13 protein-coding genes are annotated in these 12,113 nt (G+C 63.6%); 6 read left to right on the plus strand and 7 right to left on the minus strand.

All coding sequences use genetic code 11. The features are described 5' to 3' along the window. Positions 1 to 424 precede the first annotated feature (424 nt). From NR164_RS12105 to NR164_RS12115, 3 genes are read right to left on the minus strand one after another with little or no spacing between them, the layout of a single operon-like run. Complete coding sequence (locus tag NR164_RS12105; protein WP_256822785.1) at positions 425 to 1,351, minus strand: FecR domain-containing protein; 927 nt, start codon at positions 1,349 to 1,351, stop codon at positions 425 to 427. A 37-nt stretch (positions 1,352 to 1,388) separates the two neighbouring features. Next, complete coding sequence (locus tag NR164_RS12110) at positions 1,389 to 1,934, minus strand: RNA polymerase sigma factor (RefSeq protein WP_017846682.1); 546 nt, start codon at positions 1,932 to 1,934, stop codon at positions 1,389 to 1,391. Next, entirely contained in the window at positions 1,931 to 2,575 is a 645-nt protein-coding gene (locus NR164_RS12115) for a secretin and TonB N-terminal domain-containing protein (RefSeq protein WP_046385246.1), read from the minus strand. Before NR164_RS12115 ends, NR164_RS12110 begins: the two co-directional genes overlap by 4 nt. A gap of 216 nt (positions 2,576 to 2,791) precedes the next feature. Between NR164_RS12115 and NR164_RS12120 the strand changes: the two genes are divergently transcribed. From NR164_RS12120 to NR164_RS12135, 4 genes are all read left to right on the plus strand, one after another. Beyond that, complete coding sequence (locus NR164_RS12120; RefSeq protein WP_046383038.1) at positions 2,792 to 3,103, plus strand: hypothetical protein; 312 nt, start codon at positions 2,792 to 2,794, stop codon at positions 3,101 to 3,103. Positions 3,104 to 3,214: 111 nt separating this feature from the next. Then, complete coding sequence (locus tag NR164_RS12125) at positions 3,215 to 4,111, plus strand: glyoxalase (RefSeq protein WP_079444150.1); 897 nt, start codon at positions 3,215 to 3,217, stop codon at positions 4,109 to 4,111. 10 nt (positions 4,112 to 4,121) lie between these two features. Further along, on the plus strand, positions 4,122 to 5,513 hold the full coding sequence (locus tag NR164_RS12130; RefSeq protein ID WP_026139986.1) for an alginate export family protein: 1,392 nt from the start codon (positions 4,122 to 4,124) through the stop codon (positions 5,511 to 5,513). A gap of 90 nt (positions 5,514 to 5,603) precedes the next feature. After that, positions 5,604 to 6,422 carry an alpha/beta fold hydrolase gene (locus NR164_RS12135; protein ID WP_046383035.1) on the plus strand — a complete coding sequence of 273 codons (819 nt, stop codon included), beginning with the start codon at positions 5,604 to 5,606 and terminating at the stop codon, positions 6,420 to 6,422. Positions 6,423 to 6,476: 54 nt separating this feature from the next. On the opposite strand, the gene NR164_RS12140 is transcribed toward NR164_RS12135, so the two are convergent. Then, positions 6,477 to 6,863: a DoxX family protein gene (locus tag NR164_RS12140; RefSeq protein WP_026139987.1), complete on the minus strand. Its 387-nt coding sequence runs from the start codon at positions 6,861 to 6,863 to the stop codon at positions 6,477 to 6,479. A 77-nt stretch (positions 6,864 to 6,940) separates the two neighbouring features. Continuing rightward, positions 6,941 to 7,816 (minus strand): LysR family transcriptional regulator, encoded by an 876-nt coding sequence (locus tag NR164_RS12145; RefSeq protein WP_017846689.1) that lies wholly within the window; start codon positions 7,814 to 7,816, stop codon positions 6,941 to 6,943. A 111-nt stretch (positions 7,817 to 7,927) separates the two neighbouring features. On the opposite strand from NR164_RS12145, the gene NR164_RS12150 reads away from it, so the two are divergent. Together NR164_RS12150 and NR164_RS12155 are read left to right on the plus strand one after the other, a co-directional pair. Then, a complete protein-coding gene (locus NR164_RS12150) occupies positions 7,928 to 9,160 on the plus strand; it encodes a YbfB/YjiJ family MFS transporter (protein WP_079444153.1) in 1,233 nt (410 codons plus the stop codon). Next, positions 9,157 to 10,155, plus strand: coding sequence for an NAD(P)H-quinone oxidoreductase (locus NR164_RS12155; protein ID WP_079444154.1), 999 nt, complete (start codon positions 9,157 to 9,159; stop codon positions 10,153 to 10,155). The genes NR164_RS12150 and NR164_RS12155 overlap by 4 nt, the downstream gene beginning before the upstream one ends. A gap of 59 nt (positions 10,156 to 10,214) precedes the next feature. Here the strand turns inward: NR164_RS12155 and NR164_RS12160 are convergent, their stop codons facing one another. Beyond that, positions 10,215 to 11,339 (minus strand): alkene reductase, encoded by a 1,125-nt coding sequence (locus NR164_RS12160; RefSeq protein WP_017846692.1) that lies wholly within the window; start codon positions 11,337 to 11,339, stop codon positions 10,215 to 10,217. A gap of 87 nt (positions 11,340 to 11,426) precedes the next feature. Then, positions 11,427 to 12,104 carry a type 1 glutamine amidotransferase domain-containing protein gene (locus NR164_RS12165; protein WP_177033859.1) on the minus strand — a complete coding sequence of 226 codons (678 nt, stop codon included), beginning with the start codon at positions 12,102 to 12,104 and terminating at the stop codon, positions 11,427 to 11,429. Positions 12,105 to 12,113: the final 9 nt, after the last annotated feature.

The raw sequence follows: 12,113 nt of genomic DNA on the forward strand, positions 1-12,113 counted from the left end.
CAGCTATAAGGCCGCCTCGCTTTGGCTTTTGATCTTAGGCGAGGCACCGAGTGGTTTTACGGGGCGCCTAAGATCAAGATCAAGAGCAGATCAAGAGCAGAGCAAGGTCTATCTGATCTATGAGATCCAAATGTGGGAGGGGGCTTGCCCCCGATAGCGGTGGGTCAGTCATGCATGTAGTGGCTGACATATTGCTATCGGGGGCAAGCCCCCTCCCACATTTTTGACCCGGTTCGGCTTCCAGGATCAGGTCAGCTATAAGGCCGCCTCGCTTTGGCTTTTGATCTTAGGCGAGGCACCGAGTGGTGGGGCAAGAGCCCTTTGGTTACTTTGGGGCTTTTTGTACGGACCGGAACCATAAGCCGCCGTGACCGCAGCAACGGATATGTACTCATATCCAATCCAAAAAAAATGCCCGGTCAACCTAACTCAACAACACCACCCCCCCCGGCAATTCCGTACACTTCGCCCCATACGCATCACGAATCAACAACGCCACCCCCGCCAACTGCTGCAAACTGAACCGCGCCTGCACCCGGCGCTGGCCCAGTTGTTTGTTCAATAACACCAGCATCCCCGGCCGGTAGCGATTGATCTCGTCCACCACCGTCGCCAGCGTCGCGTTGTTGAACACCAGCACCTGCTCGCGCCAAGCCACCACCGCCTGGGCGTCCACCGTCTCCACCGCGCCGATCCCGGCGGCGCCATAGGTGAGTTGCCGGCCACTCTCCATGTGTACAGTGCGTCCGGCGACATCCACCGACAGCCACCCTTCGATACAGGTGACGCACACGTTGCGATCGGTATGCCGCACATTGAACCGCGCCTGCGCCGCACTGACCCAGCCGGCGCCGGCCTGGACCTTGAGCGGCTGGGCCACATGGGCGAGCACTTCGACTTCGCCTTCGAGTAATTCGATCCCCTGCCCCACCCGGCTGATGCGCGTCTGGGTATTGAGTTCCAGGCTCACGCCGTCGCTCAACAGTACCTGGCGCTGCTCGCCGACCGCGGTGCGATAGTCCGCGGTCAAGCCGGCCAGCCCACCCGGGGCGCCGACGCCCACCATCACCAACGCCGCCGACGCCGCTATCGCGCCGCCGAGGAAGGCTCGCCGGCCAAAATGGCGCGGGGGCTGCGCCTGTTCAACCGCCGTGCCCACTTGCCGCCATAACGTCTTGGCCTGCTCGAACGCCTGGGCATGCTCCGGGCTCTGGGCGCACCACGCTTTCAGGGCCTTGGCATCGGCTACGGTGACCCGGCCCGAGGTCAGCAGAAGCAGCCAGTCGCGGGCTTCATCGTGCAATGGGCTGGCGGGGGTTGCCCGGGCGGTGGAGAGGCTAAAAATGTTCAAGCGCGCAAATACTCACGGATTTATCAGGGACTCAACACTAAGACGGTTTTCCGGCCCCGGGACCGAACCGCTGGATCACTTTTCTTTCCAGGCGCTTGGCACAGTGGCCCAGGGCGGCCTTGATTTCCTTTTCGACCATGCGCGTGGAAATGCCGAAACGTTGGGAGATTTCCAGGTGCGGCGCTTCTTCCAGGCGCGCGGCGATGAGGATCTTGCGACGGCGCGCCGGCAGTTCGTAGAGCGCCTTGACCAGGGACTGGATTTCTTTCTGCCCGCCCACTACCCGCGAGGGGTCCTGGGCTTCGTCGGCGCTTTGCAGCAGCTCTTCGACTTCGCTGCCGGTCAACAGCCGGGCGTCGGCTTCGCGGCGATCGGCGGCGATGTTCAAGGCCATGCGGTACAGGTAGGCATTGGGCTGCGCCAGGTTCGGCGGCATGTCCATGCGATCGACGCGCAGGTAGGTTTCGTGCAGCACATCGTTGGCCAGGTCCTCCGAGCCCAGGCGCTTGCGCAGACGCACCTTGAACTCCTCGTAGGACGCCAGGAACAGGCTGACCATCGTGCTGTGCCCGGAATCTTTCATCCGCCCCAGGCTCCTTTCCCTGCTGTGCATTCCATGCGCGTTCCTGTTGTGTCGGGCATCAAAAGTAAAGTCACCGGCTGGCGCAGCGAGCTCGGCGCCGGGCGTTCGACCCGGGCAGCGCCCAGGCTGCGCACCAGGGCTTCATCGCGTTGTTCATCGCCGGTGGAACTGACCAACCGGCTGTATTCGATCAACCCCTGAGGGCTGACCCAGACCTGCACCAGCGCTCTGAAGCTGCCGGGGTGGGTCAACGGCGAACGGCACAGGCTGGTTTCGATCGCCTGTTGCAACGCCGCGGCATAGCTGTTGTTGATCCGTGCTGCGTTGCGTGCCGATGCACCACGGGTGGCAGGGGGTTGGCTGACCTCGGGCAGTTGCAAGGTGAACGCGTCACTGCGTGCATAGCGCGCCATCAGGCCACTCCCCGTCAGCAACATCGCCAAAGCCTCCTGCGCCGTGAAGCGCCCGCGCACGCTGATGGAGCGCCGGCCCCGCGTCAGTTCACGGTCGACCAGCACCGCCATGCCGGTGGCGCGGCTGTACGCTTGCAGTGCGTGTTCCAGATCTTGTGCCGGCAGGTCCAGTATCAACAGCGGCGGCTCTGCCCTCGCAGGGGTACCCAGCGCCAGCAGCAACAGCAAGGCCAGGGCACCGATGGCGCGCCGCAAGCCCCACTGTTCCCCCCCCGCTCTGCATCGCTGCACGGCCGACGTGTCCTTGAAAACCGTCATCCTGAGGCCAGTTTATGAACCTGATGTTACGGTGATAGCAAAAAAAACATCACGGTGATGGGAAACCCGCTGCACTACACTTTCAAGCCTTATCGGCCCAATTCCCCAGGCCCGCCAGGAGGCCCCATGAAGCGACTCCCCACCCTCGCCAGCTTGTTGCTGTGTACCGCGCTGCCCCTGCTCGCCCACGCCGAAACCGCCGCCAAAGGCTGCACCGAGGTGACGGTGGATGGCTATAAGGCTCCCGACTATGGCTGCCTGGGCCAGCAGATGGGCAACAACGCGGACGCGGCCAAGGCGGCGCAGAAAAACCGCGAGGCGCAGAACGTACCGGTGCAGAAGCGGCCGCCGAATCAGGTGGGACTGTCCACCCCGGCGGCGACCAGCATTCGCATGGGCAATACGTTCGGGACGTCGGTCAAACCGCAACGGCCTTGAACCTCTGACAGGCCATCAAGGCTGAACCGCTCAACCGAGCACGCCCATACAATTCGCTTGGCTGCCCTACCCCCTAATCTCCTGACTTTCCAAAAAGGCGGGAGAGTAGGCATGTACAAAAAAGTGAGAACGGTATCGCTGGCATTGACGCTGTTGACCGGCGCCATGATGAACTGCGCCTTTGCGGCGACGCCAGCGGTCGCCGTGGCACCGCAATATGACACGAGCCATGTGTATGTCGCCCCGGCCGATGTGGACCGTTTCACCCAGAGCTTCCTCGCCACTTTCGGCGGCAGGAGCACGCCCCAGGTGGTGGTGAATGTGCTGCCGGTGCCCAGCAGCACCACCTCGCAGTTGCTGCAGACGCCTGTAGGCACGGTGTCGCTGTTTGGCTTCACCACCCCCATCCCGCATCCGTTCGGCCAGGAGCGCAACGGCTATCTGGTCAAGGACATGGACGCAGCGCTCAAAGCCGCCCGGGACAACGGTGCGGCGGTGATCGTCAGCGACTTTCCCGACCCGATTGGCCGGGACGCGGTGATCCAATGGCCAGGTGGTGTGAACATGCAGCTCTACTGGCACACCAAGACCCCAGACTACGCGGCGTTCCAGACCCTACCGGAAAACCGCGTTTACCTCTCCGCCGATCGCGCCGACACGTTCATCCGGTCGTTCCTGGGCTTCTCCCATGGCAAGGTGCTGGCCGATGACAAGCACGCATCCGCGGTCGATGTGGGCCAGGTCAGCGGCACCTACCGGCGCGTCGAGATCGAATCGCCGTTCGGACGCATGACGGTGCTGGTCACTAACGGCCAACTGCCCTACCCGTTTGGGCATGAAACCACCGGCTACCAAGTGACGGACCTGACCGCCACGCTCGGTAAAGCCACCGGCTCGGGTGCCAAAGTGCTGGTGCCGGCCTTCACCAGTAAAAACCGGCGCAGCGCGCTGGTTGAATTCCCGGGCGGCTATATCGCGGAAATTCACCAGCTCAATACGGTGCACTGAGCCCATGCCAATGACTCGACGCACCGGCTGGGGCCTGGCTGTGCTGTGGCCGCTGCTCGCCAGCAGTGGCCATGCAGACGAGTTGGCCACGCGACCGGCGATCAAGACCAACCGCTGGCAGGAAGACTGGTCCGTACTCAGCGATCCGGCGCTGCGCACGCAGCCACTGGACAGCTTGAAGTACCTCCCGCTGTCCAGCGCCAACCCATTCACCTACCTGTCCCTCGGCGCAACATTGCGCGAGCGCTTCGAGATGAACGATGCCAGCGGTTTTGGCGTACACAATGTGGCCCGTGATAGCTACTTGCTCCAACGCTTCCAGGTCCATGCTGACCTGCACTTGAATGAAAACTGGCGTGTGTTCACCCAACTCGAAGATGTGCGGGCCTACGACAAGACCACGATCGGCGGCGCCGATCAGAACCGCGTGGACCTGCGCCTGGCCTTCGCCGAATACATCAACACCTTCGACGCCGGCACCTTCAAGAGCCGTATCGGCCGCCAGGACTTTGCCTTTGACTTGCAGCGTTTCATCTCGTCGCGGGACGGCCCGAATGTGCGGCAATCCTTTGATGCGCTGTGGGCCGACTGGGAGACCCGTCAGTGGCGCTTTATCGGCATCGCCAGCCAGCCGGTGCAGTATCAGGACGGGCGGCACTTCGACGACACATCCAACAGCGATGCGCGCTTTCATATGCTGCGGGTCGAGCGACTGGTAGGCGGCAAGAATGAACTGTCAGCCTACTACGGCGTGTATGAGCGCAGCGCCGCGCACTATCTGGATGCGGACGGCGATGAAACCCGGCATTTCGTCGACGCACGCCTGGGCGGGGCGGCCCAGGGTTTCGACTGGGACATCGAAGCCATGCTGCAAAGCGGCTCGGTAGGCCACAAGGACATTCGCGCCTGGGCCGGCGGCAGCCGCACCGGATACACCTTCGATAGCCTGGCGTGGAAACCGCGCATCGGCCTGCAATTGGATATTGCCTCGGGCGACCGTAAAGCCGGCGACGGCACCCTCGGCACTTTCAACCCGCTGTTTCCCAATGGCTACTATTTTTCCCTGGCGGGCTATACGGGCTACAGCAACCTGATTCACGTCAAGCCCTCGATCACCGTTCAGCCTGTCGACAAGCTGAGCGTGCAGACCGCCGTCGGCCTGCTCTGGCGGCAGACCACCAGCGACGCGGTCTACACCCAGCCGAACTTGCCGGTCGCCGGCACCGCAGGCCAGGGTGATCGCTGGACCGGCGCTTACGCTCAACTGCGTACCGACTATGTGTTTACGCCAAACCTCAGCGGCGCGGTTGAAGCGGTGCATTACGCAGTCGGCCGGACCTTGCGCGATGCCGGAGGCGACGACAGTAACTATTTGGGGGTAGAGCTCAAGTTCAGTTGGTGAACCCAAGCAAGCACACCCATACAAGCCCGTTGCCCGGTTTGGGGCAATAGTGATCCTGACGTTTTTCGTTCCTCAACCAAGGAGTTTTCCATGAGCACATTCGTTGCCAAAGACGGTACCCAGATCTACTTCAAGGACTGGGGCAGCGGTAAACCCGTGTTATTCAGCCATGGCTGGCCGCTGGATGCCGACATGTGGGAATACCAGATGGAATACCTGAGCAGCCGCGGCTTTCGCACCATCGCGTTTGACCGCCGGGGTTTCGGGCGCTCGGATCAGCCGTGGAGCGGTAACGACTACAACACCTTTGCCGACGATATCGCCCAACTGATCGAACACCTGGACCTCAAGGACGTAACCCTGGTCGGCTTTTCCATGGGTGGCGGCGACGTCGCACGTTACATCGCCCGCCACGGCAGTGCCCGTGTCGCCGGCCTGGTGCTGCTGGGCGCGGTGACGCCGCTGTTCGGTCAGAAACCGGACTACCCGCAGGGTGTGCCCACCGATGTGTTCGACGGTATCAAGGCCGGCCTGCTGAAGGATCGGGCGCAGTTCATTGCTGATTTCAACCTGCCGTTCTTCGGCATCAACAAAGGTCAGAAAGTCTCCGACGGCGTACTGACGCAAACCCTGCAGATCGCCCTGCTGGCATCGCTCAAGTCGACCGTGGATTGCGTCACCGCCTTCTCCGAGACCGACTTCCGCCCGGACATGGCCAAGATCGACGTGCCGACCCTGGTGATCCACGGCGATGGCGACCAGATCGTACCGTTCGAAACCACCGGCAAGGTAGCGGCCGAGATGATCAAGGGTGCCGAGCTGAAGGTCTACAAAGACGCGCCGCACGGGTTTGCAGTGACCCACGCCCAGGCATTGAACGAAGACCTGCTGGCGTTCCTGAACCGCTGAACCGCTTAGATCCCGCTCTCCTTATTTGGCCGGGCTTGCCCGGCCTTTTTTTGCTCAGGCAAAACGCTGACCGAGGGTGAAGCGACCCGGCCCGGCGATCAGCACGCTGGTGAAAATGATCAACAGCAGCCAGCCGAACTGCCCTTCCAGCAACGTCCACTCCGGGTGCACCACCAGCATCGCGATCAACAGCACCGCGAGGATCGGCAGGCAGGCCAGGCGCACCAGCACCCCGGCAATGATCAACAGCGGGCACAGCACTTCGGCGCCAATCGCCAGCAGCAACGTGACGTGGGCGCCGAGGTGAAACGGGTCTTCGATCAGTTTCAATTGCTCGCTGTAATTGAGCAGTTTGGGCATGCCATGCACCCAACACAGGAACAGCGCGCCGCTGACCCGCAGAAACAGCAGACCCACATCCTGATTTCTTGATTCGTTCATAAGCGAGCTGTCCGTGAGATGACTGCCGCCGATTGTGTGCGCAAAGACACCGGCGAGCTTGCAAGCGTGTGCTGACCTCACTCCCCGGTGCCGGCAAACCCCGCGACGATTTCATCGATCACCACCCGCACCCGCGCGGTGTGGCGCAGGTCGGCGTGGGTCACCAGCCAGACGTCGTAAGGCATCGGCCGAGTGCGCTCCGGCCAGAGACGCACCAGCCCGTCGCGTTCGCCGGTACACACCGGCATCTCACCGATACCGATGCCGGCGGCAATGGAACGGCGCACCAGCAGGCCGGAGCTCAGGGTGGCCGCGATGCGGCCGCGGCCCAGGGGTTCGCAGACCAGGGTCATGTCCTTCTGGCTCTGCAGATAGGCGTGGTACACCACCAGATCATGGCCTTCGAACAGGCTGCCGGGCTCCGGTGCGCCGTGGCGATCGATATAAGCCTGGGAGGCAAACAACCCAACCGGCCAACGTGCGATACGCCGCGCGATCAGGTCAGGGCTGTCCGGGCGCATGTTACGCACGGCGATGTCGGTTTCGCGCTTGGCCAGGCTGAGAAACTGGGTGGACGCGTCCAGATGCACGCGCACGTCGGGGTGCTGCTCGTGCAAGCGGGCAATCGCCGGGATCAGGAAATCGATGGCCAACGAGTCGGTGGTACTGACCCGCACGGTGCCGGTCAGGCGTTCGTCCAAGCCTTGTATCTGGCGCTCCAGCTCGAGGGCCGAGCGCTCCATTTTTTCCACGCTGCGCAGGGCGGCTTCGCCGACGGCGGTCAGCGCGTAGCCTTCGGAAGTGCGCAGGAACAGAGTGGCGCTCAAGGACTTTTCCAGCGCGTTGATCCGTCGGCCGACGGTGGCCTGGTCAACCCCCAGCACCCGCGCCGCGCCACGTAAGGTCGACTCGCGGCACACCGCCAGGAAGACCCGTGCATCGTCCCAATTCATGCCCTCTCCTTATGCTGCATATATGCATCGATGCGCCGCATACTCGCAGCGTTATTGCATCATGCAACGGGGCTATGCTGAGCGCCAGAGAAAACCCTCAGGACCGCCGTCATGCCCGACACTCACACCCCGCCCCGCCGCGCACTGTGGTTACCGATCTTCGCCGGCCTGTGCGCCAGCCTGGTCAGCATCGGCCTGGCGCGCTTCGCCTATACCCCGCTGATCCCCTCGCTGATCCAGGCTCACTGGTTTGCCGCCAGTGACGTGGTGTACCTCGGCGCCGCCAACCTGGTGGGCTACCTGGTCGGCGCCCTGATCGGACGGCCCCTCGCCCGGCGCACCTCGAACACGGCCGCCTTGCGGCTGATGATGGTGGCCGTGACCCTGGCGTTCTTTGCCTGTGGCTTTCCCTTGTCGTTGCTCTGGTTCTTCGCCTGGCGCCTGCTGTCGGGCATCGCCGGGGGCGCGATCATGGTGCTGGTGGCGGCGACGGTGTTGCCCCACGTACCCGCGGCGCGTCGGGGCCTGGCCAGCGGCGCGATCTTCCTCGGCATCGGCCTGGGCATTGCAGGCTCCGGGACGATTGTGCCGCCGTTGTTGAGCCTGGGTTTGCAACAGACGTGGTTCGGCCTGGGCCTGTTGGCGCTGGTATTGACGGCAGCGAGCTGGTTCGGCTGGCCTTCGGGCACCCTGCATGAAGCGGCACCGCAAGCCAACGCATCCGTCGCGACCCCGCCGGGCGTATACCTGCTGTTTGGGCAATACGCGTTCATGGCCGCCGGGCTGGTGCCGGCCATGGTGTTCCTGGTGGACTACGTCGCCCGTGGCCTGGGGGCCGGGCCGCACGTCGGGGCGATGATCTGGGTAATGTACGGCCTGGGGGCGATTGTCGGCCCGGTCACGTATGGATTTCTCGCCGACAAGCTCGGTGCGCGCCTGAGCATCCGCCTGGTGCTGGCGGTGCAGGCGATTACGATCGGCCTGCTGCCGGTCTCCAGTTCGTTCACCGCGTTGGCGCTGCTGGCGGTGATCCTCGGTTCGTTCCCGCCGGGTATCGTGCCGCTGGCATTGGCGCGGGTTCATGAGCTGGTGCCCAACCATCACCATCAACAGCTCGCCTGGAGCCGCGCTACGGTATCTTTCGCCACGTTCCAGGCGCTGGCAGGCTTTGCCTACTCGGCGCTGTTCAACGGCAGCGGCGGCCAGCATGCCCTGTTGTTCATGATCGCGGCCGGGGCCATCGTGGTCGCGCTGCTGCTGGAACTGGGCATGATCCTGCTGAACCGCCGCCCGTCAGAGGCGGTCCCAACCCATACGCTCATCGCCACAGGAACTCTCGAATGACGCTCCCGCACGAAATGACCCTGATCGAAATCACCCAGCCCGGCGGCCCCGACGTCCTGCAACCGCGGCGGGTCGCCATACCGGTGGCGGGCCCCGGCGAGATCCTGATCCGTGTGCAGGCGGCCGGGGTCAATCGCCCGGACGCCTTGCAACGCGCCGGTAAATACCCGCTGAAACCCGGCATGAGCCTGATTCCGGGGCTGGAAGTGGCCGGTGAAGTGGTGGCGCTCGGCGACGGCGTCAGCGCATACGCCATTGGCGACAAGGTGTGCGCCCTGACCAATGGCGGCGGCTATGCGCAGTTTTGCGCGGTGCCCGCCAGCCAGGCGTTGCCGATCCCCGAGGGCATGGACTGGATTCAAGCCGCCGCCGTGCCGGAAACGTTCTTCACGGTATGGTCCAACCTGTTCGGCCTCGCCGGCGCGCATAAAGGCCAGCGCGTGTTGATCCACGGCGGCACCAGTGGCATCGGCACCACCGCGCTGATGCTCTGCCGCGAATTCGGTATCGAGGCCTTCGCCACCGCCGGCAGCGCCGACAAATGCGCCGCCATCGCCAAGCTGGGCGCCGAACCGATCAACTACCGCGAGCAGGACTTCGCCGACGTCATCGCGCAGAAGACCGCCGATCAGGGGGTTGATGTAATCCTCGACATCATGGGGGCCTCGTACCTGAACAATAACCTCAAGGCCCTGGCCATGGACGGTCACCTGGTCATGCTCGGCTTTCTCGGCGGCGGCAAGGCGCATGACGTCGACCTGCTGACCATCCTCGGCAAACGCGCGGTGATAACCGGTTCACTGTTGCGCCCCCGCACCCGCGAGGAAAAGGCCGTGATCGCCGAACAGCTGCGCGAACAGGTATGGCCTATGCTGGCCGCCGGGCGTTGCCTGCCGATCATCGACAAGGTCTACGCCTACACCGACGCCGCCCAGGCCCATGCCCGGATGGAAGGTGGGGATCATATCGGCAAGATTGTGTTGCAGGTGGCGTGACGCCTGATGCAGTCACTGTCGGGCCTTGGCAGGGCCCGACAGCTCGCACGAGAAATGACCTATTGGGCATGCACCGGGTAATCGATATAGCCCACTTCATTGCCACCATACATCCCCTCCGCCCGCAGCGGATTCAACGGCCAGCCATTGAAGAGCCGTTGCGGTAAGTCCGGGTTGGCAATGAAGGGCCGCCCGAACGCAATCAGGTCGGCCAACCCCGCGTCGACCAACCGCGCACCGCGCTCGGCGGTGTAACGCCCGGCGTAGATAATCCGCCCGGTGAAGGTGTCACGCACGGCCTGACGGAACGTGTCGGGCAGGTCGGGAGCGTTGTCCCAGTCGGCTTCGGCAATCGAGACATAGGCGATGCCCGCCGCTTGCAGCACCTTGATCGCTTCCAGGTAGGTGTGGTGCGGGTCGTCTTCCACCAGGCCGATGTACACGCGGTCCTGATCGGTGCCGCTGAACAACGGCGAAAAGCGCACGCCCAGGCGTTGCGGGCCGACCACCTGGCTCACAGCCTCGACAATCTCCCGCAAAAAACGCAGACGGTTGTGCAGCGAACCACCGTACTCGTCGTCGCGCTGGTTGGCGTGGGCCGAGATGAACTGGTTGACCAGGTAACCGTTGGCCGCATGGATCTCCACCCCGTCAAACCCGGCGTCCAACGCATTGCGTGCCGCCTGTGCGTAGTGCCCGACCAATGCCTTGACCTCAAGGGTGGTCAAGGCACGGGGCACGGGCGGTTGGACCAGTTCACCCTGGCCAGGCCCGGTGGCGATGAACGCCTTCGCCTGTTCGGCCTGGAGCGCGGACGGTGCGACGGGCGCGGCGCCGTCAGGCTGCAACGCATTGTGGGACACCCGGCCCACATGCCAGAGCTGGGCGAAGATCACCCCGCCTTCGGCATGCACCGCGTCGGTGACGGTGCGCCAACCGTCGATCTGCGCCGGGGTGTAGATGCCCGGCGTCCAGGCGTAACCCTGGCCACGCGGCTCGATCTGGGTGCCCTCGCTGACCATGAAACCGGCCGAGGCGCGTTGACGGTAATACTCGGCCATCAGCTCGGTGGCGACATCGCCGGGTTGCGCGCTGCGTTGACGCGTCAGCGGTGGCAGGACGACGCGGTTGGCCAAGGTGTGATGCCCGAGTTTTATCGGGGTACTTAAAACACTGTGGGTCATTTGAAAGATTCCAAATTCAGGACGAGCGAAACCGTTGGCGGCTCTTGAGAGCCGCCAATCCATGCAGGTTTAAAACCGTTGATTAACTTATGCGGTGAGCTTCAGCAGGGCCTTGGCAACAGCGCTGGAACTGGCAGGGTTCTGCCCGGTGACCAGCAAACCGTCTTCAAGCACAAAGGATTGCCAATCGGCGCCCTTCTCATACTTGCCGCCCAGTGCCTTGAAATCGTTTTCGATCAGGAACGGCACCACATCGGTCAGGCCGACCGCGGCTTCTTCCGCGTTGGAGAAGCCGGTAACACGACGGCCCTTGACCAGCGGCGCGCCATTGACCGCCTTGACGTGGCGCAAGGCACCCGGTGCGTGGCAGACAAAACCGATGGGCTTGCCGGCCCGCTCGAACGCCTCGATCAGGGCGATGGACACCGGCGACTCCGCCAGGTCCCACAGTGGGCCGTGACCACCTGGATAGAACACGGTGTCGAAGTCGGCGGTGTTGATCGTGTCCAGCTTGACGGTGTTGGCCAGGGCCTGCTGCGCGGCCGGGTCGGCGGCAAAGCGGCGGGTCTGTTCGGTCTGCGCATCCGCTTGATCGCTCACCGGGTCCAATGGCGGCTGGCCGCCGGCCGGGGACGCCAGCACCACATCGGCGCCGGCGTCCTTGAACACGTAGTACGGTGCGGCAAATTCTTCGAGCCAGAAACCGGTCTTGCGCCCGGTATCGCCCAGCTGGTCGTGAGAGGTCAGTACCATTAATACTTTCATGTTCCAGTG

This window comes from Pseudomonas sp. Pse79, assembly GCF_024519615.1.
Lineage (GTDB): Bacteria > Pseudomonadota > Gammaproteobacteria > Pseudomonadales > Pseudomonadaceae > Aquipseudomonas > Aquipseudomonas veronii.